The following is a 23,311-nucleotide window of genomic DNA, read 5'->3' on the forward strand; positions in this document are numbered from 1 at the left end:
CCACGCCCGCCGCGTGGATCGCCGCCAACGCCGTCGCCGACGACACCGCCAGACGCTGAAGCTCCACGCCGGTACGCGGCCCGTCGGCCTCCACCGAGGCCTGGAGGGTGGGACCGTCGATGAACTCGGTGGCGATCCAGGGCTGCTCCGCCTCGGGGTCGGCGTCCAGGATCGCCGCCACGCAGAACCCGCTCACCCTCCGGGCCTGCTCCACCTCCGCGGTGAAACGGCGGCGCATGCCCTCGTCGCCCGCCCAGCTCGCGTGCAGCAGCTTGACCGCCGCCCTGGTGCCGTCCTCGCGTTCACCGAGGAACACCTCACCGAACCCGCCGCGCCCCAGGGACCTCAGCAGCCGATAGCCGCCGACCACGCGCTCCCGCGTGTCCTGGTTCTGGGGATCGTCCACAGTCCGCCCCGTCTCTCGATCGTCACCGTCGCCCGCCCGTCATCGCGGGCCCTGCCAGGGTGTCACAGGAGTGTGACCACCCGTACCCCGAAGAGGTTCCGTCCGAAGGGGAACCGATGTCGGCCCGTTATCGCCGTCCGGAACGCTCGCCGCGCAGAATCCGCTCCACGAGGTCGTCGGAGAGGGAACCGAAACCGGTGGCCGCCCAGACGCTCTCCTCCGCGGGCACCTCATAGTAGGGAACGGAACGTCCTTCGTGTTCCACTTGCAGGGCCGCGAGCCGGGTCCGCCCCCGCACCGCCTTGACGCATCCGCCGCACAGCGGGACCCGGACACTGCGCGTGGCCCCCAGTTGGCGCCAGTCCGTGTCGGTGGTCCCGGTCCCGTGGAGCGGGTTGGCGTAGCAGTGCCGTCGCCGGTCGGCCCCGCTCCACCGGCGGCCCTTGCCCGCAGCGGCGAGACCGTCCTCGGCCAGGTCGAGCAGGACCAGCACACCGACGACGTCGGCGAGGGACCCCTCCTCCAGGTGTTCGGCGACTCTTCGGGCCGCGTCGTGGGCGTCCAGGGCCCGCCCCAGGGAGAGGGACGCGTCGGTGCCCGTGGCCGGTTCCATCGCTCCGAGGCGTTCTCCGACCTCGATGAGCTCCCGTTCGGCCTGTCTTTCCAGACCCTCCCGTCGCGCCTGGGAGGCGTTGGCGAAGGCGGCGTGCTGCGGCATGCTCGGCGCGGTGGGACGCCGGGTCCACAGCAGGTATCCGCCTCCGAGTAGGGCCAGGAAGGCGACCGTCCCCAGGGCCCAGGGCCACATCGCCGCCGCACCCTCCGGGCTCTCGGTGTCCGATGCCTCGGCGTTCCCCGCCGGTTCGGGGGCCGCTTCCCGAGAGTCCTCGTAGGCGCTCATGTACTCCTCGTAGACGGCCTCGGGATCGTCGGAGACGGCGAACTCCACCGCCCGTTCCATCCGTTCCCCGACGCTTCCGTCGAACTCGGTGGCGTAGGAGGAGGCCAGGGCCGCATAGTGGGCGCGCAGATCCGGGGAACCGTCGGCCGACGGGGGCAGGTCCTGTCCCCGGAACGAGTCCCCCTCCAGTACGAGGTAGTGGCCGACCCCGCCCATACGGTCGTGGACGGCGGCGGCCAGCGCCGAGGCGTCGCCGTCCCAGTCGTCACCCGCCAACAGCGGCGTCAGGACGACGCGCACCGGCAGGCCGCTCTCCTCGATGGTCGCGACCGCCTCCGCCCGCATCTCCTCGGGCACGACCGTCGAGTAGACGGGGTCCACGTACACGGGGGACTCGCGGAGCGCGTTCGCGATGATCTCGGCCGAGGATTCCGCGGTGCTCTCGGCATGGGCGGGGACGGGCGCCAGGCCCGACAGGACGATCAGCAGCGAGGTGAGGAGGCCGAGCGGTCTCCGGATCCCCGGTCGGGTGTCAACGGGCACGGCTCTCCTCCAACAGACTCTCTCCGGACAATCGCCTCTTCGTGCCGTAGCGCGAGGAGACCCAGGTGCGCTCCCGCAGCGTCAGGTGGGGGACGAAACGTCTCCCACCGGCGCGCACACGGAGCGGGACGCGCCGTTCGGGGCGCCTGCGCAGACAGCCCCGGCACAGGGGCAACGGATTCCCCCCGTCCCAGCGGGGCAGACGCCCCCTTCCCTCGGCAGGCCCGTGCAGGGGGTCGGCCATGCACACGGGTCCGTCCGCGCGCCCCTCCGCCTCCTCCAGGCGTCGAGCGGCGCGACGAGCGAGGACGATCACCCCGACCAGGTCGAGTTCGTCGGGATGTTCGCCCAACACCATCAGAGCGACGTCGAGGTCCCGGACCGCCCGATCCGCCTCGGGATGGTCGCCTGCGGCGTCGAGCGCGGCGACGGCACGGTCGGCCGCGCGCCGGGCCATGGGGCGCAGACGCCGACCGGGGGTGGCCCGCGTCCACCGGACGGACCAGGGCAGGAGCAGGGCCACGCCCGCGCACACGAACCAGAGGAGCGCGCCCATCATGGGCCCGAGGATGAGCAGTCCGGGCCATAGCCCCTCCGCGTGGTAACGCTCCGCGCGTGTGGAGGGCTCTCCATCGTCGGCGGCGTCCGCGTGGAACTCGGCGGCCAAGGGCACCGTCGGTGCCACGCCGGGGGCCGAACGCGCCTCCCCGAGGCGGTCCAGCAGTTCCAGGGCCGCGGCGGTCACCGGAGCCCCTTCCGGGAGCTCGCTCATCGAGACGTTCAGGTCCCACACCTGAACACCGGCGTCCACCCCCAGCAGAGCCGTCCCGACCCCGCCGTGGAGACCGTCGACCACCACGTAGACACCGCCCCGGCCCGAGGTGTGGGCGAGCGCGTGGGCCAGCACCTCGGCGTCCCCCTCGGACTCGTCGTCGCGGTCGAGGGGGACCACGGCCGTGTACACCGGGACGCTCGCGTCGGCGACGGCGTCCGCCAACTCCTCTCCCGCCTCCGGACTCAGCGGGGTGAGGGGATCGACGAACACCCGCGTATCGTCGTCCCACCCATCGACCACCCGGTCGACCCGGTCGGTGGCGAGGACATAGGGCGGGGACGACAGGGCCTCGTCGAGCGCTTCCGAGGCCCGTTCACGAGGTCCGGCCTCGGGCAGCACGGTCAGGAGCAGGCCGGTGACGGCGATGGCCCCGGCGACCGCGACGGAACCGCCCGCCCACCACAGGGAGCCCACGGGCGGCCTTCCGGTGCCCCGACGTCGCCACACCAGGACGGCCCGGGCGCCGCCCACTCCGAGGACCGTCCCACCGAGCATCCCGGCCAGGGTTCCGGCGTTCTCCGGCCCGTTGACGGAGTCGGGGTCCATGTCATCGACGAACTCGCGCCATTTCGAGGCGCGGTCCTCGCTCGTCGACCCCCCGTCCTCGTCGTAGGAGGCCTGGCGGGCCCGCTCCGCGTGCTCGGCGACCTCGGGGTCCAGGAGGGCGTCGACATAGGCCTTGGCCACCACGGGGAGGGGATCGGAGTACTCCGGGCCGTCGTAGACCATGACCGTGTTCGCCTCGTCCATCGGCAGGTCGACACCGGCCGTCGTGGAGGCGTCGACGATCACGCTCCCCTCGCTCAGATAGGCGTAGAGCCCCGCCTCGCCCACCCGGTCCTGGAGGGCGGCGACGAACCCCCGCTGTCGCAGGTTCACCAGGTCCGTGCCGACGAAGACGTGGTAGGGAACGTCCAGCCGATCGAACTCGGCCCGGACCTCCTCCTCCAACCGCTCCAGGTCGTACTCGCCGGCGAGCAGGTCGTTCACCACGACGGCCCGACCCTCGGGCTGCTCGGCCATGAGGTCGGCGACGTGGGCCGCCGGGGACGCCGGTTCGGTATCGGCCATCGCGGCGGTGGGCCAGCCCACGAGGAACACCAGGACGAGGGCCAGGGTCGTGAGGGGCGCGGCGAGCAGGGCGCTTAAAGAGGGTTCGGAGGGTTTCGTGGGGACTTCGGGCATGCGCAGAGCATACCGAGGGGCCATCCGCGACCGTCCCTCACCTGCCCGAACGCACTCGACCCACCGTGGATCCGGACGACTCCGACCGTCTCACCGTCGGGTCCGGTGCTCCCCTCTCCGGATCCGCTCGACCAGATCGTCGGCCAGAGCCCCGTAACCGGTCGCCGACCACAGGCTCCGCTCGGCGGGCACCTCGTGGTAGGGGACCCTTCCCCCCTCGTGCTCCACATGCAGGGAGTCGGGGCGCCGTCGCTCCCGCACCGATTCCACGCAGGAGGGGCACAGGGGCACCCGGAGTGTCTCGTTTCCGCCCAACCCCCGCCAGTCGGTCTCGACCGTATCGGTACCGTGCAGCGGATCGGCGTAACAGTGGCGCGGTGCGAGAGCATCGGGCGGGCGCACACCGCGGGCTCGAGCCAGGGCGTCCTCGGCCATGTCGAGGAGGACGAGCACGCCCACGAGGTCCTCGATCGCGGGTTCCGTTCCGGCCCCCTCCAGGATCGTGCGGGCGGCGCCCCTCCGTTCCAAGGCCCTCTCCAGGAAGGTCAGGCCGACCTCGCCTCGGGCCCTGGCCCGGGCGATCCGCTCGCCCATCTCGGCCAACTCCCGTTCGGCCCGTTCCGCCAGGACCTCGTGTCGGGTGTGGGCCGCGTTGTCGAAGGAGGCGCGACTCGGAGGGACGAGCGTTCTCCGCCGGGAGCGGTACAGCAGACCGCCGGCCAGAAGCGACGCCCCGACGACACCCGCTCCCACGCCGATCCAAGGCCCGCGCGGCATCGTGGACGTGTCGTCGACCGGGGCCGGAGGCTCCGGAGGAGAGGGTTCCAGAGGAGAGGCCGCCTCCTGCTCATGGAGGCGCGTCTTCTCGTAGAGCTCCTCCGGGTCCGAGTGCACGGCGTAGTCCACCATCTCCCACAGCCGATCGTCCAACGAGAGCGACGTGTAGAAGCCCTCCTCCGCCATTCTGACCGCGTAGTACGCGTGCCCGAAGGGCTCCCTGAGCTCTCCGACGTAATCGATCCCGACCGACCTGTTCTTCTCAAGGAACAGGTAATGGCCGTCGTCACCGATCAGTCCGTGCACGTCGGCGACCAGCCGCTCGGCGTCACCCTGCCAGTACTCCTCCCCCTCCACCCCCAACGGGATCGCCAGGACCCGGATCGGCAGACCGCTTTCGAGGATGAGCCGTTCGATCTCCTGGATCGTTCTCCCGGAGACGTCGTCGGCGTAGGCCGGATCGATGTGCACCGGACCGTTCTCCACCAGACCTCGGGCGATCCGTCCGGCCTCGTCCACGTCGGCCGCCGCGGCGACCGGCGCCCCGGACAGCAGTACGACCATCGACAGGACGGCCAGGGCTCGTTCAACGCGCAACGCGCTCCTCCTCCACCATGTGCCTTTCCAGTACTTCCCGCGTGCCGTACCAGGTCCGGCCCCAGACGCGCTCGGCCGTTCCGTGGAAGACGATCCGCGACCCGATACGGAGGCGAAGAGGGACCCTCTCCTCCTCAGGAAGCCGTAGACACTCGGCGCACAGCGGAATCCGCCGCCTCGTGTGCCGGGGCCTCCCTCGACCCTCGGCGGGGCCGTGCAAAGGGTCGAGCATGCACACGGAGGGGCGGGAGACCGTCCCCGACAGACGTCCTCGGGCACGCCGCGCCAACACGATGACGCCCAGAAGGTCGAGGTCGTCCGGGTCTCCATGGAGAGCCGCCAGGGCCACGTCCGCCTCGGCCGTGGCCTCCGAGAGTCCCGGGGTCCGATTCGGCACCCGTTCCAGGTCCTCCAGCATCCGTCGGGCCTCACGCTCGGCCTGGGCGCGCAGGCGTCGCCCCCGGATCGGCACGGCCCTTCGCACGAGCCGTGTCCCGAAGAGGTGGGCCGCGCTCAGAGCCGCTCCGAGGAGCGGACCGACGACGAACAGCCCGGGGAGCAGGCCGTCGGAGAGGAACCCCGGTCCGGGTCCCCTCGGAACATCGGGTGAACGGGCGATCCGCTCCTCCACCTCGGGCGGGACCCTCGGCTCCACCGTCGGGTCGGGCACGGTGTCTCCGAAGGCGTCCGCGAGGCCGTGAAGGCTCTCGGCGAGGGCGGCCCCGTCCGGGTCGCTCGGCCTCGGAGGCGACCAGTCGAAGCCCTCCCCCGTCGGCCTCGCGCCGACGAAGGCCGTTCCGACCCTCCCGCCGATGACGTCCAGGACCACGTACACGCCTTCCTCCCCATAGGTGTGCGCCAACGCGTAGGCGAGGACATCGGGCACACCGGCGGACTCGTCGGACCCGTGCTGGACCATCAGAGCCGCTCGAACGGGAACCGTCACCTCCTCCAACCCGGCGCCGATCCGCGTCAGCCCGATACGGTCCCCCTGCACGTGGGGGTCGACGTACAACGGTGTGTCGCCCCACCCCTCGACGATCCGGTCGATCCGCTCCGTGGAGGTGACGTGGGGAGGGGAGGAGAGCCTCCGGACGGACGCCGGGTTCTCCGACCGCCCGAGCACGGCCCCGGACGTCGCCGCGCCCGCCCCGATGGCGAGGACGGCGGCGACGGCGACCGCTCCCACGACGGCGCCGGTCCCGGGAAGATCCTCCTTCGACGCGCGATAACGACGCCGGAGGACACGGACCCGCACCACGGCCAGGATGATCAGGGCCCCTCCCACCGTCCCGACGAGGAGACCCGCGTCGGCGGAGGCGCCGGGGCGATCCGGGTCGAGGAGACCCGGCGAGGAGCGGTCCCCGCCCTCCTCATCGAGCGGATCTCGAGGTGGGACGTGCCAGGGGTTCTCGGCCCACTCCTCCAACGCCGGGTCCAGGAGGGTCTCCACATAGATCTCGGCGATCGTCTCGATGGAGGAATGTTCCTCGCCCCTGGCACGCGCCCCGACGAGGCCGTCCACGTCCTCCACCGGCGTGTCCACCCCCACCGCCACCGTCCTGACCCTCGGGGAACCGTCGGCGATGTGCACGTAGAGGCCGTCGGCTCCGACCCGCTCGGCCACCTCCGACAGGAACGCCCTCCCCTCATAGGTGTAGGGCATCGACGGCGAGGCGTAGACGTGGAAGGGGACGCCCAGGTCGGAGAAGAGATCACGGACATGATCGGCCGTGTCCTCGAGGTCGTGGGTGCCGGCGAGCATGTCCCCGATCACGACCGCTTCGCCCTCGGGCTCCGCGATCAGGAGGTCGGCGACGTATTCGGCCGGACCGATGTCATGGAGGGCCTCCGCCCTCGCGTCGGAGGGTCCCGCGAGAAGGGACAGGAAGGCGCACGACACGATGATCGAAAGGCGACCGGACCGGGGGATGAGGGTCGGGGGCATGACCGGATCTTAGCCACCCACATTGGTCATATGAGGACCAAGGGTGCGAAAAGGGCCACCGCTGTCGGTGTGACGGCGGTGGCCCGAGGATCCGATCCGGTGCCCGAGGGCGCCGGTGGAGCCGAAGGGACTACTCGGCGATCAGCTGACGCAGCACGTACTGGAGGATGCCGCCGTTGCGGTAGTAGTCCGCCTCACCGGGGGTGTCGATCCGCACCACGGCGTCGAACTCGACACCGGTGTCGGTGGTGACCTTCACCGTCTCGGGGACGCGGCCCTCGTTGAGCTCGGTCACGCCGGTGATGGAGAAGGTCTCCTCACCGGTCAGGCCGAGGGAGTCGGCCGAGGAGCCCTCCGGGAACTGCAACGGAAGGACGCCCATGCCGATCAGGTTGGAACGGTGGATGCGCTCGTACGACTCGGTGATGACCGCGCGCACGCCCAGCAGGCGGGTGCCCTTGGCCGCCCAGTCGCGCGAGGAACCGGAGCCGTACTCCTTGCCGCCCAGGACGACCAGCGGGGTGCCCTGCTCGGCGTAGTTCTGCGCGGCGTCGTAGATGAACGACACCGGGGCGTCGGCCTGGGTGAAGTCGCGGGTGTAGCCGCCCTCGGTGCCCGGCGCGATCTGGTTGCGCAGACGGATGTTGGCGAACGTGCCGCGGATCATCACCTCGTGGTTGCCGCGACGGGAACCGTAGGAGTTGAAGTCGCGACGCTCGACACCGTGCGCCTTGAGGTAGTCGGCGGCCGGGGTGCCCGGCTTGATGGCGCCGGCCGGGGAGATGTGGTCGGTGGTGACCGAGTCGCCCAGCTTGGCCAGGACGCGGGCCCCGGTGATGTCGGTGACCGGCGCGGGCGTGTCGCCCATGCCCTCGAAGTACGGGGGCTTGCGGACGTAGGTCGACTCGCCCTCCCACTCGAAGGTGTTGCCGGTCGGGGTGGGCAGCGAACGCCAGCGGTCGTCACCGGCGAACACGTCCGAGTACGCGTCCTGGTACATGTCGGAGGCGATGGCGCTGTCCATGACCTCCTGGATCTCCTCGGCGGTCGGCCAGATGTCGGCCAGGTAGACCGGCTCGCCGTCCTTGCCGTGGCCCAGGGGCTCGGTGGTGATGTCCACGTCGAGCGAACCGGCCAGCGCGTAGGCGACCACCAGCGGCGGCGAGGCCAGGTAGTTCATCTTCACGTCCGGGTTGATCCGGCCCTCGAAGTTACGGTTGCCGGACAGGACCGCGGTGACCGCGAGGTCGTTGTCCTGGACCGCCTGCGAGATCTCCTCGGGCAGCGGGCCCGAGTTGCCGATGCAGGTGGTGCAGCCGTAGCCGACCAGGTTGAAGCCCAGCTTGTCCAGGTACGGGGTCAGGCCGGAGCGCTCGTAGTAGTCGGTGACGACCTTGGAGCCCGGGGCCATGGAGGTCTTGACCCACGGCTTGCGGCTCAGGCCCTTCTCCACCGCCTTCTTGGCCAGCAGGGCGGCGCCCAGCATGACCGAGGGATTGGAGGTGTTGGTGCACGAGGTGATCGCGGCGATCACCACGGCGCCGTGGTCGATCTCGGTCTCGGTGCCGTCGGCCAGGGTGACCGGGACCGGACGGTGCGGACGGCCGCCGTTGGCGCTCTGCGCCGGGGCGTCGGAGGCCGGGAAGGACTCCTCGCCCGCCTCGTCGGCCTCGTCGGCGACGTAGTTGCGGACGTCGTGACGCCAGGTCGGCTTGGCCTCGGACAGCGCGATGCGGTCCTGCGGGCGCTTGGGACCGGCGATGGAGGGGACGACCTCGGCGAGGTCGAGCTCCAGGTACTCGGAGAACTCGGGCTCGTTGGCCGGGTCGTGCCAGAAGCCGTTGGCCTTGGCGTAGGCCTCGGTCAGCGCGACCTGCTGCTCGGAGCGGCCGGTCAGGCGCATGTAGCGGATGGTCTCGTCGTCGATCGGGAAGATCGCGGCGGTGGAGCCGAACTCGGGACTCATGTTGCCGATGGTGGCGCGGTTGGCCAGCGGCACCGAGGAGACGCCCTCGCCGTAGAACTCGACGAACTTGCCGACCACACCGTGCTCGCGGAGCTTCTCGGTGATGGTGAGCACCAGGTCGGTGGCGGTGGTGCCGGGCTTGAGCTCACCGGTCAGCTTGAAGCCGACCACGCGCGGGATGAGCATGGAGATCGGCTGGCCGAGCATGGCGGCCTCGGCCTCGATACCGCCGACGCCCCAGCCCAGGATGCCCAGGCCGTTCTGCATGGTGGTGTGCGAGTCCGTGCCGACGCAGGTGTCGGGGTAGGCCTGGCCGCCGCGGTCCATGGTGACGCGAGCGAGGTGCTCGATGTTGGCCTGGTGCACGATTCCGGTGCCGGGCGGGACGACCTTGAACTCGTCGAAGGCGGTCTGGCCCCAGCGCAGGAACTTGTAGCGCTCGTAGTTGCGCTCGTACTCGATCTCGACGTTGCGCTCGAAGGCGTCGGGACGACCGAAGAGGTCCACGACGACGGAGTGGTCGATCACCAGCTCGGCGGGGGCGAGCGGGTTGATCTTGTCCGGGTCGCCGCCCATGTCGCGGACGGCCTCGCGCATGGTGGCGAGGTCGACGACACAGGGGACGCCGGTGAAGTCCTGCATGATCACCCGGGCGGGGGTGAACTGGATCTCCTGGTTGGGCTGCGCCTTGGCGTCCCAGTTGCCCAGAGCGGTGATGTGCTCGGCGGTGACGTTCGCGCCGTCCTCGGTGCGCAGGAGGTTCTCCAGCAGCACCTTCAGGCTGTAGGGAAGTCGGTCGGCGCCCTTGACGGCGTCCAACCGGAAGATCTCATACGACTCGTCGCCAACGCGCAACGTGTCACGGGCGCCGAAGCTGTTCGCGGACACGGTGTCTGCCTCCTGATCTCGCCACTTTGTCCCCAGCATCCTGCCCTATGGCAAAGACGCGGGACCTACTGAGGCCGCCCTGACCGGGTTCCCGGAGAACGTGGAGCGCCCTCCTGCGCCCTACCCCTTCGAGAACCCCTCAGGGCCGCTTTGACCTGCGGCGACGCCACATCGCCGCCGGTCGCGCGGCTCGCTGGCCGCGCACGCCCACCCACTCGGGCCCGTGTGTCGAAACGCGGTCGACCTCACACGCCCGGGTCGGGAGCGGGCCGGGGGAGCCCCGCTATATCTTGATGTCAAGGTATCCAACTTGTATCTCGATATCAAGTTATCGGGTGCCTCCCCGAAGCCCTCCGGCACCCCCGGTTCCGGAACCGGTTCAGTCCAGCCGCGGAGCCACCGCGGAGGCCACCAGCTCCAGGTGATCCAGATCGGCCATGTCCAGGACCTGTAGGTACATCCTCTCCGCACCCGCCGCCGCGAACCGGCCGATCTTGTCCACCACCTCGTCCGGCGTGCCGGCCAGGCCGTCACGGCGCAGGTCCGAGACCTCGCGCCCGATGCGCTCGGCGCGCCGGGCCACCTCGGCCTCGTCACGCCCCACGCACAGCACCTGCGCCGCCGAGTAGACCATCGGAGCGGCGCGTCCGGCCGAACGGACCGCCTCCGCCGTACGACCGAAGGCCGCCGCGGTCTCCTCCACGGAGCAGAAGGGCACGTTGTACTCGTCGGCGAACCGGGCCGCCAGACGCGGGGTCCGCTTGGGCCCGGTCCCCCCGATCACCACCGGAGGGCGCGGCCCCTGCTGCGGTTTGGGCAACGCCGGCCCCTCCGCCAGCCGATAGTGCCGCCCCTCGTACCGGAAGGTCTCCCCCACCGGGGTCGACCACAACCCTGTGATGATGTCGAGCTGCTCCTCGTAGCGGTCGAAACGCTCACGGGCCGAGGCCGGGAAGGGGATCCCGTAGGCGGCGTGCTCCTGCTCGAACCATCCGGCGCCGAAGCCGAACTCGATCCGCCCACCGCTCATGCGATCGACCTGGGCAACGGCGATCGCGAGGGGGCCGGGATGACGGAAGGTCGCCGCGGTCATGAGGGTGCCGAGACGGATACGAGAGGTGTCCCTGGCCAGTCCGGCCAGGGTGATCCAGGCGTCGGTCGGGCCGGGGAGCCCGCTCACGTGATCACCCATGTGGAGGTAGTGGTCGGACCGCGAGAGCCCGTCGAAGCCCAGGTCCTCCGTGGCCCTGGCGACGGCGAGTTGGTCCTCGTAGGTGGCCCCCTGTTGGGGCTCAAGGAAGATACTCAGACGCATACGCCCCATTTTCTCCCACCCTGACCGGCAACTTCGGAACCGCCGCGCGGGTACCGTCGAAAAGGCGTGGTCAGGACGGTGCGAACCCGACCTCGCTCCGTCTGAACCGTTCTCCCTCCTTCCAGCGATAGCCGACCACGTGAAGTTCCTCCGCCGCTCGCGACGCCGCGTTCCCGACTACGACCCCGACAGCCCCGACCCGGTGCTGTTGACGGCCGTGGCCGCCGGGGAGACCGACGCCCTGGAGATCCTGCACCGCAGGCACGCTCCCTGGCTGCGCGCCCGGTTGCGCTACCGCTGTTCCGACTCCGACCAACTCGACGCCGCCCTCCAGGAGACCTTCCTCGCCGTGTGGCGCAACGCCGGTTCCTTCCGCCCCCGCCCCGGAGACACCGACGCCGGGGCCTGGCTGTGGACCATCGCGATCCGCCAACTCATCTCACAACTGCGCAAACGCGCCAACCGGTGGATCGCCGAGAGCGAGCCGGAGCCGTACGAGACCATCGGCGACGCCTCCGCCGAGGACACCGTGCTCCTCAACATCGAGCACGGCCCTCTGGGAACCGCCCTGCACGAGCTCTCCCCCGAGCTCCGCTCGGCCCTCAAGGCGACCGTCCTCGACGGCCTGACCGTCCGCGAGGCCGCGGAGATCCTCCAGATACCCGAGGGGACCGTCAAGACACGGGTCATGCGCGCGAAGGCTCGGCTACGGGAGGCACTGACCACATGAGCTGGCACCTGGACCAGGACCAACTGCACCGCTACGCGAACCACACCGCCGACGACGTCACCGCCATGTCCGTGGAGGCCCACCTGACGCACTGCGCCCACTGCCGAGACCGTCTGCCCACCGACGACGCCTGGCTGGAGAGCAGCTGGGCCGACCTGCGCGACATCGTGGACCGCCCCCGCCTCGGGCCGGTCGAACGCCTCTTGGGCGTGATGGGCGTGCGCGAGGGCACCGCCAAGCTACTGGCCGCCACCCCGGCGCTCTACCGGGCCTGGCTGATCGCCACCGTGGTCGTGCTCATCGCGGCCCTCACCCTGGCCCACGAGGTCCCGCGCGGCACCCTGCTGTTCTCCTTCACCGCGCCGATCGTCCCGCTGATCGGGGTCGCCCTCGCCTACGGACGCGGCGTGGATCCCGCCCACACCCTGACCTCGGTCACCCCGTGGGCCGGCTATCCGCTACTGCTCATGCGCACCTGCGCGGTCCTGGTCCCCGCCCTGCTCCTGTGCACGGTGGCGGCGATCCTGATGCCCTCGTCCGCCACGCTCTACGAGGCCGTCTTCTGGCTGTTGCCCGCGCTGGCGATGGTCGCCGGTTGCCTGACTCTGAGCCGCTGGATGCATCTGAGTCTGGCCGGTGGGATCGTCGCCGTCGGATGGGTGCTCACCGTGGGGATCATGGCGTTGGAGGGCGTCGATCCGCTTCTGCTGTTCTCCTCCACCGCGCAGGGCTGCTGGGCCATCGCCCTGACCCTGTTGACCGTGGCGATCGTCCTTCGGGTCAGGACCGCGTGAGCGGCGTGGAGGGCGCCTCCGGGGTCAGCGCCCGAGGGCTGGTCCGCACCTACGGCACCCGGAGGGCCCTGGACGGGATCGATCTCGACCTGGGCCCCGGGGTGACCGGACTCCTGGGACGCAACGGGGCCGGCAAGACCACCCTGATGCGCTGTCTGTCCACCGACCTGGAGATCAGCGACGGCGAGCTGCGGGTCCTGGACCGCTCCCCGGAACGCTCGACCGAGCGCACCGAGATCCGGCGGAACATGGGCTACCTGCCGCAGAACCCCTCCTTCTATCCGCACTTCACCGCGTTCGGCCTGCTGGACTACATGGCCGTCCTCAAGGACCTGGGCGGACGCCGGGAACGGCACGAGGAGGTACGTCGCGCGCTGCGTCGGGTGGACCTGTACGACCGAAGACACAGTCGGATCCGGCGTCTCTCGGGAGGCATGCGCCAGCGGCTGGGACTGGCCACCGCCCTTCTGGGAGACCCCCGCCTGCTCCTGCTCGACGAACCGACCGTCGGCCTGGACCCCGAACAGCGCATCCGCTTCCGCGATCTGGTCTCGGAGCTCGCGGTGCGCAGTACCGTGGTGCTCTCCACCCATCAGATCGAGGACGTCGCGGCGCTGTGCCGCCGGGTGGTGTGTCTGGACGGGGGACGGATCATCTTCGACGGCTCACCGGGCGAACTCGTCGACCGGGCCCGAGGTCGTGTCTGGGAACAGGACACGCGCCCCGAGGAGGGCGTGACCTCTTGGCGTCTGGCCGATGGCCGCCATCGGGTCCTGCTCCCCGTGGGCGCGCCCGCTCCCGAACCCGCCCCGCCCGGGAGGGTGGCCGTGGAGCCGTCCCTGGAGGACGCCTACCTGCTTCTGACCGGAGCCGTGGGGGGCGGGCGTTGACCAGGGCCTCCATCTTCTGGCGGCTGACCGGTCTCAACCTGCGGCACCTTCTGATCAGTCCGGTCTTCCTCGTCCTGATGCCCTTGATGCTCATCTGGCTGTGGCTGACGACGAGCATGCCCGCCCTGCCGACCCTGAACGACTTCTTCACCGACTCGGTCCTGAAGGTCGCCGGGGTCGGCGCGGTCATGTTCGCGGTCACGACCTTCCCGGCGCTCCGCGAGGTCCGTCATTCCCACGATCTGGCCCTGCCGTTGTCCTCGGCGCTCCGGCTGCTGTCGCTGACGCTCGCCTCGGTGACGGTCACCTCGGTGATCATGGGCTCGGTCGCGGCGCTGTACCCGCTCTTCGCCCCCGTCCCACCGGCGGGGGTGTTCCAACCGATCGCCCTGGTCGGGGTGATCCTCCTGAGCTGGTACGGGCCCCTCTCGGCCGTCGTCTCGGCCGTCTGGACCCGTTCCTTCGTGCCCCTGGTCGCGGTCGGTCTGCTCTTCCCGACGTACCTGCTGTACACCGCTCTGGCCCTGGTCACCCCGGCCGATCTGGTGATGGAGCAGATGAGCCGCTTCATGTACCTGGCCCTGTCGCCGCTTCCCTTCTACCCGGACACCTTCGAGACCGCGCTGATCTACCTGACGCACACCCTGCTGATGGTGCTCTGCCTGACGCTGCTGGTCCTGGCCGCTCGGCGAGGGGCCCGCCTGAGACGCGTCGCCTGTCTCGGCGTCGTGGGCCTGTCCCTGGTGGGGCTCGTCGGCCTCCAGGCCTATGCGAACGACGTCTACGTTGATCCCGAGCGGTCTCCGAGCCCTCTGCCTCGGGACCTGGCGGCCGAGGGGTGCGTCGAGATCGGCAGGATGACCTACTGCCCGCTGCCCGGGTACGAGCCGTGGGTCGAGCACTGGAGCACGGAGCTGACCCCCGTGGTGGCCCGGATCCCCGACCGGGCACCCCTGCCCGTGATCTGGCAGGCCAATCCCACCCGACGTTCCGACACCCTCTACACCCCGCCCGACGGCACCGCCCCGGTCGGGGAGTACTGGGACCCCGAGAACCCCTACCACGGCATGGACCTGGATTCCTCCGTCGTCGCCTACTCCCTGGGGCTCCCGCCGTACCTGTACCACCTGTGCTCGGCGACCGGTCAGGCCCGGGTCGTGGTGGGCTCCTGGCTGGTGAGCAGGGGCGCGGTGCACGAGGACGCGTCCACGCGCTTCACGGCCGCGGAGTGGTTCCTGATGGACTACCGTCCCGACCTTCCGGACCTGAGCCTGGCCTACCTGTTGACGCGCCTTCCCGAGGAACGCGTGGCCGCGGTGATCGAAGAGCACTGGGAGACGTTGACGTCCCCCGAGGCCGACCTCGACACCCTGACGGAACTGCTCGATCTCCCGCCGGCGGACGAGCTCCCCGAGCCCGACTGGGAGCAGGCCATGATCGAGCCCCACGAGCTCCCCTACGAGATGGGCGAGGACACCCCGCTCTGCCCTTGAGGCCCCTCCTCTCCTCGCACGCCCCTCTCCTCCCGAGGCTCCACCCCCCTTTCGAACGACCACACCCCATTGACCACCCCCGGGGGGTATGCCACGATCTTCATATACCCCTTGGGGGTATCTGACAAGGCTCGAAGGAGACGCATCATGTGCGGCATCGACGGCAGGACCACGACCACCGGAACCGACGGCCACGGACACGGACTCGTGGAGGGCATCGAGGCACGGATCGCCGGCACCGGAACGACCACGACCGCCGAGGACCCGACGACACCGGACTGGCACCTGCGAGGAGACTGGTTCGACGTCTGTAGCTGCGGACTCCCCTGCCCCTGCACCTTCGCTCAGGCGCCCACCCACGGAAGCTGCCTGTTCACACTCGTCTGGCACATCGAGGAGGGCCATTACCGGAACACCGACCTCGGTGGGCTGGGCGTCGTCGCGGTCGGCGAATTCGAGGGCAACATGTGGATCGGCGACCCCGGGGCCATGATGAGGCTGATGTTCTACATCGACTCCGCGGCGGACCCCGACCAGCGCCACGCCCTGGAACGCCTCTTCACCGGAAAGGAGGGCGGGTGGCCCGGACGGTTCGGCTCGCTCATCGGTGAACTGCGCGGCATCGAATACGCGCCCGTCCGCTTCCACGCCGCGCACGATCTGGCCCGCTGGGAGGCCGAGATCCCCGGCCGTGTGAAGGTCGGGGCCAAGGCCCTCACCGGCCCCACCGCCGACCCCGACCGCCGTGTCCAGCTGATCAACGCACCCGGATCCGAGGTCGGACCGGGCCAGGTCGCCACCTGGGGCGTGGTCGAGGACGACCACGCCACCGGTTTCGACTTCTCCCGCCCCTACCGAGGCGGTTCCAGCAAACACTTCCCCTTCGACTGGAGCCCCCGCTGATCGTCGCTCCCGGGCCCGCCGCCCGACCGGCGGGCCCGGGAGCCCACCCCGCCGTCCTCTCCACCGAAGCCCCCGCGCTACCGTGGCCCCATGAACCACTACCGGCACAAGGTCCTTCCGCCTCCGAGCGCCTGACCGGGCGCCCGAACCCCCTCTGTCCAGGCCCCGCCGTCACGGCGAGCGGCCGGTCCGTCGTGCGCCCGCCCCGCAGATCACCCAGGCGTCGAGACGGAAGATACGAACGTGCCGGAACACACCTCGTCCACGACCCCTCAGCGGTCGAAGCGTCCCTTGAACCACCGGGTCGGCGGTCCCCTGCCGATCCTCGGAGCGGCCGTCCTGTGGGGCACCACCGGGACCGCGGCCTCCTTCGCCCCCGAGAACGCCCACGCCGCCGCCATCGGATCGGCCGGACTCGTCCTCGGCGGACTCCTGCTGTTCCTGACCGGCCGCGGCTCCACCGCCCTGCTCCGCCACTCGGACCGGCGCACCCGGGGAGCCCTGCTCCTGGGCTCGATCGCGGTCGCCGGCTACCCGCTGTCCTTCTACCCCGCCGTCGCCCACGCGGGGGTGGCGGTCGGCACCGTGATCACCCTGGGCTGCGCCCCGGTCTTCGCGGGCCTGGCCGCCTGGGTCCTGGAACGGGTCCGCCCCGACCTGCGCTGGACCCTCGCGACGATCGCCGCCGTGCTCGGCTGCGCGGTCCTGGTCCTGGGCCCCGACCTCGTCGGCACCCCCGCACCGGTCCACCCCCTGGGCGTGCTCCTGGCCCTGGTCGCCGGGTTCTCCTACGCCCTCTACACGATCATCGCCCAGCGTCTGATCCGCCTCGGCCACCCCTCCGGGGCGGTGATGGGCACGATGTTCGCCGGCGGCGGCCTCCTCGTCCTCCCCGTGGTCGCGGCCACCGGTGCCGCCTGGCTGGCCACCCTCGACGGCGCCCTCGTCGCCCTCTACCTGGCCCTGTTCACCGTCTTCCTCGCCTACCGGCTGTTCGGCCACGGACTGCGCCGTACCTCCGCCACCACCGCGACCACGCTCAGCCTCGCCGAGCCCGCCGTCGCCGCGGTCCTGGGCGTGGCGCTGGTCGGTGAACGACTGCCCCCGATCTCCTGGTCCGGACTGGTCGTCCTCGCCCTGGGCCTGGCGATCCTGAAGGCCCCCTCCCGCTCGAAGCGCCCCTCGCCCTGACGGCCCGAGGGGCCTCGGGACCCTTCCGCTCGGAAGGTCCCGAGGCCCCTCCCCTACGCCCCGCCGACGGGCTCGGTGCGGACGCGGGCGGGGTCGAAGGCGACCAGGCCGGCGATGGCGGCGACTCCGGGGTAGGGCTCCTCGTAGGCCCACACCGCGTCGGTGAGAACGGCGCCGCCCTCCGGGACCAGGTCGTAGTAGGAGGCGGTGCCCTTGAAGGGGCAGTAGGTGGTGGTCTCGCTCCGGCGTAGCAGGGCCGGGTCCACGTCGGCGAGCGGAACGTAGTGGACGGGCGGATATCCGGCCTCGCGCAGGGTCGACGCCAGGGTGGTCTCGGCGATCCGCCGGCCGTCCACCTCCACCCGCACCGGGCGCCCGGTGGGTTCGACGGTGATCGGGTGGTCCTCGTTCGAGAACCCGCCGTGCTCGGCCATGATCCACGCTCCCTCGTCGGTCTCCCAGGTCGTGGCCCCACTGTAGGACCTGCGGGGTTATCGAAACGCTTATGGTCCCGCCTCTGGAACCCACGACACGAAGGTCAGTACGCTTCCGAGGCAGTTCCCCCGAATCGAAGGACCCCTCCCTTGCGCGGTACCGCGGCGGCCTTGGCCGCCCTCTCACTCATGGCCACATCGGCCGTCCTCCTGCCTTTCGAACGGACCGCCGAGGCCACGACCCTCGACGGCGCCGAGGTCGTCCCGGTCCAGGTCACCGGCGACCCCTCCGAACGGTTCAACCTCGTCCTGCTGGGCGACGGCTACACCACGGAGGAGATGCCGGACTTCCACGAGCAGGTGGAACGGCACCTCAACGTCCAGGGGAGCATCGAACCCTTCCGCTCCTACCGCCACTACTTCAACGTCTACGTGGTGGAGACGCCCTCCGCCGAGTCCGGCGTCGACTGCGACCCCGTCCATGGGTGGGAGCGGCGCGACACCGCGTTGGGGATGGGCTTCTTCAACGGCTGCGACGAGTCCGCCCTGGAGCGGCTGCTCACCGTGGACGCCGCGTCCGCGAACGCCGCCGCCGACCTGGTCCCCGGGGTGACCGAGGACAACCGGCAGATCCTGGCCCTGGCCAACAGCGAGACCTACGGCGGGGCCGGTGGACGCCTGGCGACCGCCTCCTCCGACAACGCCCTGTCCGCGCTGATCAGCCCGCACGAGCTGGCGCACTCGCTGGGACGGCTCCAGGACGAGTACCCCTACTACTTCCGCGACACCAGCCTGGGCCGCTACGACGGTGGCGAACCCGACTCGGCGCACCACACGCTGATGACCTCCGAGGAGATGCTCGCCCAGGAGGCCAAGTGGTGGCGCTGGCTGGGCGAGGAGAGCGAGTCCGGCGGCACGATCGCCGCGGCCGACCCCGACGGCCACGAGGGCGGCCTCTACCACTCCGAGGGGATCTGGCGCCCCAGCGACCACTCCATGCTCAAGACCCTCGGGTACTACTTCGACCAGGTCGGCCGTGAGGTGATGACCCACCGGATCTCGGGCCTGCGCGACCAGGCGACCCTGCCGGTGGCCTCCATCCCCGAGGGCGAGGTGGGCCCGGAGAACGTCGTCTGGGCCGAGGGACCGCACCCCGTCCGCCACGAACTGGCGTACACGTGGTCGGTCGGCGGAGAGGAACTCCCCGACGCCGAGGGCGCCCGTGCCCTGGACCTGTCGGCCCTGGACGTGTCCGCCGGCGACGAGGTGAGCGTGACGGTCACCGACCCCACCGACTTCGTCCGCGATCCGCTCATCCGTGCGTCCGATGCCATGACGCGGACGCTCACCTGGACCGTCGGCGCACCGCTGGAGCCGGTCGAGACCGAGGTGGGCTTCGAGAGGTTCCGGGACACCGAGCGCGCCGTCGGCGGCGACGAGGTCGTCTACGTCGAGACCGCCCGCCCCACCGACCGGATCCTGGACGTGGCCTGGGAGCTGGACGGTTCCCCCGTGTCCACCTCGACCGACGACCGCACCCTCGACCTGGGAGCGTTCGACCTTGCCTCGGGCGACCACACGCTGACGGCGACGGTCACCGACCCCACCGGGAAGGACGAGGCGTCGGAGAGCCTCACCTGGGCCGTGGACGCCACCGCCCCGACCGCCCCGCGCGAACTGTCCGAGGCCGCGGCCACCGCGGTGGACGGGGAGCACCACCTGTTCCTCAACGGGTTCTCCATGAAGCTGTCGCCCGAGGACGACCGGGACGGACACGTCGTCGGAGAGTTCCGGGTCGACGGGGACGGCTGGCACCACTACTACGGCTGGCCCGAGGACTCCGAGGCCCCGTTCCGGTTCACCCCGGACGGGACCGAGGTCGACGACCTGGTCTACGGCAGTCTCGGCACCGGTGGCCTGTCCATGGCCGTGTTCGAGGTCGACGGCCACGAGCCCGGCTGGGGTACCCACACCGTGGAGCACCGGGCGATCGACGCCGCCGGCAACATCGGCGCCCCCGAGTCCTTCCGGGCCACGGTCGTTCCCGGCGACGACCTGGAGTGCGCCGAGACCGCCACCGGGACGATCACCGGCGGTCTGAGGGTGGACGAGGGCGTCGTCTGCCTCGACGGGGCCGACGTGCGGGGCGGGATCACCGTCGCCGAGGGCGCCTCGCTCCTGGTGGACGGCGGTTCGGTGCGCGGCGGGATCGACGCCGCCGGGGCGCACACCGTCCGGCTCTTCGGTGCCGAGGTGCGCGGCTCGGTGTCGATCGCCGACACCACGTCGGAAGTGACGATCCTGGGCTCCACCCTGGCGGGTTCGGTGTCCCTGACCGGCAACACCCAGGCGCCCGCCTCGACCTGGACCGGCCCCGAGGAGGGGTACGGCCCCGTCCTGGCCGGCAACCGGCTGAACGGCGCGCTCGCCTGCTCGAACAACAGCGGCTCGGCCACCGACTTCGGCGCGGCCAATGAGGTCAAGGGTTCCGTCTCCGGACAGTGCTCCGGCCTTTGACCTCCCCGTCCGCGCGCTCCCCAGCGCACGGACCACGGACGCCCGGGACCGATCGGTCCCGGGCGTCCGTGTCTCTTCGTCTCTAGTCCTGCTCGCCCTCGTCGAGGCGCTCGCGGTGACGGCGGGCGAGCTTGACCGGCTCCAGCACCGCCAGGCACTCCACGTGGTGGGTCATCGGGAAGGCGTCGAAGGCGCGCAACCCGACCAACCGGTATCCGGAGCGGTCGAACGCGGCGATGTCACGGGCGAGCGTGGCCGGGTCACAGGAGACGTAGGCGATGCGGCGCGGCTTCATCCCCGCGACCTTGCGCACCACCTCGGCGCCGGCGCCCGCGCGCGGCGGGTCCAGGGCCACCACGTCGGCGCGCACGTCGGCCCACTCGCGCATCTGCTTGGCCACGTCGGCGCGTTCGATGCGCACCTGCTCCAGGTCCTTGAGGTTGTAGGTGGCGTCCCGGACCGCGGTCTCGCCGTTCTCCACACCCATGACCCGGCCTTCGGCGCCGACCGCCTCGGCGAGGGCACCGGTGAACAGGCCGGCGCCGCAGTACAGGTCCAGGGCGGTCTCGCCGGCCTCCGGCTCCAGAGCGTCCAGGACGGCGGCGGAGAGGGTCTCGGCCGCGGCCGGGTGGACCTGCCAGAAGCCGCCCGCGCCGACCCGGTACTCGCGTCCGGCCACGTCCTCGCGCACGCCCTTGCGGCCGCGCACCGACTGCACACGGCCGCCCTTGAAGCGGCGCAGCACCGCGCTGGAGGCCTTGAGGTCGGGCAGCGCGCCGAGCTTGGCGGTGGTGGGGGTGACCACGATGGCACGGTCGGCGCGGGTGGCGGAGGCCACCGCCTCCACGTCCGAGATGTTCTCCCAGTGGACCTCGGTCACGCCCAGCTCGTCGACCCCGGGGTGGGCGATCAGGCACCGGTCGATGGGCTCGATGTCGTGGGAGCGGTGACGGCGCAGTCCGGCCCGGCCCTCGGAGTCGACGGAGAAGCGGACCCGGGTGCGCCAGCCCAGACCGTCGGGGGTCCCGGGAAGCTCCTCGACGTCCACGTCGAGGTCCAGGCCCGCGATCCGGCTCAGCTGGTCGGCGACGACCTTGCCCTTGAGCCGGCGCTGAGCCTCCAGGGAGGCGTGCTGCCAGTCGCAGCCACCGCACATGCCGGGGCCCGCGAAGGCGCAGGGGGCCTCGACCCGGTCCGGAGAGGCGGTGAGGACCTCGACGGCCTCGCCCCTGAGGAAACGGCTGGTCCGCTCGGTGATCCGTACACGGACGCGCTCGCCGGGCAGCGCGTGTCGAACGAAGACGACCTGGGAGTCGTGACGTCCCACGCACCATCCTCCGTGGGCGACGTCCTCGACGCTCATCTCGATCTCGGTGCCGACTGTGATCATGGTGGATGTCCTTCGGTGGTGGGTGGGCGGGTCCTTCGGGTGACCCTGCGCGCACAGCCACCGACCGCCCCCAATCTACCGGCCTTCACGTGCCGCCCGTACTGCTCGCGGACGTGCCACCGGGGCGGACGCGCGTGTCACATCGATCTGTGCCAAGGTGGAGACGCGGGCCACGGGACACGATCCGTGCGCCCCGAGGTGGACGGGGAGTGCTGACGACGTGCACATCTTGATCATGGGGTGCGGCCGGGTGGGTTCCACCCTGGCGCACACGCTCGTGGACCTGGGGCACAGCGTGGCGGTGATCGACCAGGATCCCGACGCGTTCCGCCGGCTGCGCGGTTCGGTGGCCAAACACGCCGTTCGCGGTGTGGGCCACGATCGCGAGGTCCTGCTCTCGGCCGGGGTGGACCGGGCGTCCGCCTTCGCCGCGGTCAGCAACGGCGACAACTCCAACATCATCTCGGCGCGGGTGGCGCGCGAGGCGTTCGGGGTCCAGAACGTGGTGGCCCGTATCTACGACCCCCGCCGGGCCGAGGTCTACCAGCGGCTGGGCATCCCGACCGTGGCGACGGTGAGCTGGACCTCCGACGCGATCCTGCGTCGGATGATCCCGGGCGACGGGCGTCTGGACACGGCCCCCGAGTGGCAGGACGCCTCGGGCAGTCTGAGCATGCGCGCCTTCCCGCTGACCGAGGCGTGGTCCGGTGTGACCGTCGCCGAGCTGGAGGAGCGGGTCCCGTTGCGGCCCGTCTACCTGGTCCGTGGGGGACGGATCGTGCTGGCCGCTCCGGGGGAACCGCTCGCCGAGGGCGATGTTCTGCACGCGGTGGCGCACGGTCGGGACATGGCCGATCTGGCCGAGCGGCTGGAGGGGCCGCGCGAGGACGAGACGGGGCGTGGGTGAGATGCGGATCGCCATCGCGGGCGCGGGAAGCGTGGGTCGTTCGATCGCCACGGAGTTGGCGGGCAGCGGCCACGACGTGCTGTTGATCGATCGGGACACCAAGGCGATCGGGGTCGACGACCTGCCTCAGGTGGAGTGGCTGCTGGCGGACGCCTGCGAGCTGGCCACCCTGGAGGACGCCCGGCTGGGCGACTTCGACGTGGTGATCGCCGCCGGCAGCGACGACAAGGTGAACCTCGTGGTCTCGCTGCTGGCCAAGAAGGAGTTCGGGGTGGAACGGGTGATCGCCCGTATCAACGACCCGGACAACGAGTGGCTGTTCGACGACTCCTGGGGCGTGGATCTGGCGGTCTCGCCGCCCCGTCTGATCGCCGACCTCGTGGAGGGGATCCCCGAGGAGGAGTACGCCGAGGAGGGCATGCCTCCCCCGCTGCCCGGAGCGGAGATCGCCGAGTCCGTGCTGCACGCGGGGAGCCCGTTCGTGGACAGGCGGGAGGGCGAGTTGATCGCCGCGCTGCCCGAGGGTGTGGCGCTGGTGGCGATCCTGGGTTCGGGAGGGGTGTGCCCGCCCGACCCGGAGCGGACGTTGACGGCGGGCGACACCATGGTGTTCCTGGCCGAGACGGACGTGTTGGGCACTTTGGAGGAGGTCCTGGGACCGGTCGACGAGTCGGACCCGGCCTCCCTGGACTGAGTCTCCC

Annotated in this window: 18 protein-coding genes; 9 read left to right on the plus strand and 9 right to left on the minus strand. The window is 71.0% G+C overall.

The window, feature by feature from the left end; genetic code table 11:
* The 7 genes from D451_RS26605 to D451_RS0117005 all read right to left on the minus strand — a co-directional run.
* A partial coding sequence (locus tag D451_RS26605; protein ID WP_036568293.1) for a protein kinase domain-containing protein occupies nt 1-406 on the minus strand: 406 nt, incomplete at its 3' end.
* A gap of 127 nt (nt 407-533) precedes the next feature.
* Nucleotides 534-1,850, minus strand: a complete 1,317-nt coding sequence (locus D451_RS0116980) for a hypothetical protein (RefSeq protein WP_017535329.1) — start codon at nt 1,848-1,850, stop codon at nt 534-536.
* The gene (locus D451_RS0116985) at nt 1,840-3,870 is read right to left on the minus strand and encodes a hypothetical protein (RefSeq protein ID WP_017535330.1); all 2,031 of its coding nucleotides are present in this window, start codon (nt 3,868-3,870) and stop codon (nt 1,840-1,842) included. The genes D451_RS0116980 and D451_RS0116985 overlap by 11 nt, the downstream gene beginning before the upstream one ends.
* Before the next feature lie 90 nt (nt 3,871-3,960).
* Nucleotides 3,961-5,244 (minus strand): hypothetical protein, encoded by a 1,284-nt coding sequence (locus D451_RS0116990; protein WP_017535331.1) that lies wholly within the window; start codon nt 5,242-5,244, stop codon nt 3,961-3,963.
* Complete coding sequence (locus D451_RS0116995) at nt 5,234-7,192, minus strand: hypothetical protein (RefSeq protein ID WP_017535332.1); 1,959 nt, start codon at nt 7,190-7,192, stop codon at nt 5,234-5,236. The genes D451_RS0116990 and D451_RS0116995 overlap by 11 nt, the downstream gene beginning before the upstream one ends.
* Before the next feature lie 130 nt (nt 7,193-7,322).
* Nucleotides 7,323-10,046, minus strand: a complete 2,724-nt coding sequence (acnA, locus tag D451_RS0117000) for an aconitate hydratase AcnA (protein ID WP_014913034.1) — start codon at nt 10,044-10,046, stop codon at nt 7,323-7,325.
* A gap of 379 nt (nt 10,047-10,425) precedes the next feature.
* On the minus strand, nt 10,426-11,361 hold the full coding sequence (locus D451_RS0117005) for an LLM class F420-dependent oxidoreductase (protein WP_017535333.1): 936 nt from the start codon (nt 11,359-11,361) through the stop codon (nt 10,426-10,428).
* A 139-nt stretch (nt 11,362-11,500) separates the two neighbouring features.
* On the opposite strand from D451_RS0117005, the gene D451_RS0117010 reads away from it, so the two are divergent.
* The 6 genes from D451_RS0117010 (at nt 11,501) to D451_RS0117035 (ending at nt 17,362) form a co-directional block, all read left to right on the plus strand.
* Nucleotides 11,501-12,091, plus strand: a complete 591-nt coding sequence (locus D451_RS0117010) for an RNA polymerase sigma factor (RefSeq protein WP_014909197.1) — start codon at nt 11,501-11,503, stop codon at nt 12,089-12,091.
* Nucleotides 12,088-12,885, plus strand: coding sequence for a zf-HC2 domain-containing protein (locus D451_RS0117015; RefSeq protein ID WP_017535334.1), 798 nt, complete (start codon nt 12,088-12,090; stop codon nt 12,883-12,885). Before D451_RS0117010 ends, D451_RS0117015 begins: the two co-directional genes overlap by 4 nt.
* Nucleotides 12,882-13,775 carry an ATP-binding cassette domain-containing protein gene (locus tag D451_RS0117020; protein ID WP_017535335.1) on the plus strand — a complete coding sequence of 298 codons (894 nt, stop codon included), beginning with the start codon at nt 12,882-12,884 and terminating at the stop codon, nt 13,773-13,775. The genes D451_RS0117015 and D451_RS0117020 overlap by 4 nt, the downstream gene beginning before the upstream one ends.
* A complete protein-coding gene (locus tag D451_RS0117025) occupies nt 13,772-15,268 on the plus strand; it encodes a hypothetical protein (protein ID WP_017535336.1) in 1,497 nt (498 codons plus the stop codon). Before D451_RS0117020 ends, D451_RS0117025 begins: the two co-directional genes overlap by 4 nt.
* Nucleotides 15,269-15,415: 147 nt before the next feature.
* Nucleotides 15,416-16,171, plus strand: coding sequence for a DUF1326 domain-containing protein (locus tag D451_RS0117030; protein WP_017535337.1), 756 nt, complete (start codon nt 15,416-15,418; stop codon nt 16,169-16,171).
* A gap of 243 nt (nt 16,172-16,414) precedes the next feature.
* Nucleotides 16,415-17,362 carry a DMT family transporter gene (locus D451_RS0117035; protein WP_017535338.1) on the plus strand — a complete coding sequence of 316 codons (948 nt, stop codon included), beginning with the start codon at nt 16,415-16,417 and terminating at the stop codon, nt 17,360-17,362.
* A gap of 53 nt (nt 17,363-17,415) precedes the next feature.
* Here D451_RS0117035 and D451_RS0117040 read toward each other — a convergent pair whose 3' ends face one another.
* Nucleotides 17,416-17,796 (minus strand): DUF427 domain-containing protein, encoded by a 381-nt coding sequence (locus D451_RS0117040; protein WP_017535339.1) that lies wholly within the window; start codon nt 17,794-17,796, stop codon nt 17,416-17,418.
* Nucleotides 17,797-17,946: 150 nt separating this feature from the next.
* On the opposite strand from D451_RS0117040, the gene D451_RS0117045 reads away from it, so the two are divergent.
* Nucleotides 17,947-20,313 carry a M64 family metallopeptidase gene (locus tag D451_RS0117045; protein WP_017535340.1) on the plus strand — a complete coding sequence of 789 codons (2,367 nt, stop codon included), beginning with the start codon at nt 17,947-17,949 and terminating at the stop codon, nt 20,311-20,313.
* Between the two features lie 82 nt (nt 20,314-20,395).
* Here D451_RS0117045 and D451_RS0117050 read toward each other — a convergent pair whose 3' ends face one another.
* Nucleotides 20,396-21,703, minus strand: coding sequence for a class I SAM-dependent RNA methyltransferase (locus D451_RS0117050; protein ID WP_017535341.1), 1,308 nt, complete (start codon nt 21,701-21,703; stop codon nt 20,396-20,398).
* A 220-nt stretch (nt 21,704-21,923) separates the two neighbouring features.
* Here D451_RS0117050 and D451_RS0117055 point away from each other — a divergent pair, with 220 nt between their 5' ends.
* Together D451_RS0117055 and D451_RS0117060 are read left to right on the plus strand one after the other, a co-directional pair.
* Nucleotides 21,924-22,610, plus strand: coding sequence for a potassium channel family protein (locus tag D451_RS0117055; protein ID WP_017535342.1), 687 nt, complete (start codon nt 21,924-21,926; stop codon nt 22,608-22,610).
* 1 nt (nt 22,611) lies between these two features.
* Nucleotides 22,612-23,304 (plus strand): potassium channel family protein, encoded by a 693-nt coding sequence (locus D451_RS0117060; RefSeq protein WP_014912048.1) that lies wholly within the window; start codon nt 22,612-22,614, stop codon nt 23,302-23,304.
* Nucleotides 23,305-23,311 lie beyond the last annotated feature (7 nt).

The sequence above is a fragment of the Nocardiopsis alba DSM 43377 genome, assembly GCF_000341225.1.
Classification (GTDB): domain Bacteria; phylum Actinomycetota; class Actinomycetes; order Streptosporangiales; family Streptosporangiaceae; genus Nocardiopsis; species Nocardiopsis alba.

What these genes read in the sequence shown, in the direction of transcription:
- D451_RS0116985 (WP_017535330.1), bottom strand. Translation starts at nt 3,870, where the DNA reads ATGCCCGAAGTCCCCACGAAACCCTCCGAACCCTCTTTAAGCGCCCTG.
- D451_RS0116995 (WP_017535332.1), bottom strand. Translation starts at nt 7,192, where the DNA reads ATGCCCCCGACCCTCATCCCCCGGTCCGGTCGCCTTTCGATCATCGTG.
- D451_RS0117005 (WP_017535333.1), bottom strand. Translation starts at nt 11,361, where the DNA reads ATGCGTCTGAGTATCTTCCTTGAGCCCCAACAGGGGGCCACCTACGAG.
- D451_RS0117015 (WP_017535334.1), top strand. Translation starts at nt 12,088, where the DNA reads ATGAGCTGGCACCTGGACCAGGACCAACTGCACCGCTACGCGAACCAC.
- D451_RS0117030 (WP_017535337.1), top strand. Translation starts at nt 15,416, where the DNA reads ATGTGCGGCATCGACGGCAGGACCACGACCACCGGAACCGACGGCCAC.
- D451_RS0117040 (WP_017535339.1), bottom strand. Translation starts at nt 17,796, where the DNA reads ATGGCCGAGCACGGCGGGTTCTCGAACGAGGACCACCCGATCACCGTC.
- D451_RS0117050 (WP_017535341.1), bottom strand. Translation starts at nt 21,703, where the DNA reads ATGATCACAGTCGGCACCGAGATCGAGATGAGCGTCGAGGACGTCGCC.
- D451_RS0117060 (WP_014912048.1), top strand. Translation starts at nt 22,612, where the DNA reads ATGCGGATCGCCATCGCGGGCGCGGGAAGCGTGGGTCGTTCGATCGCC.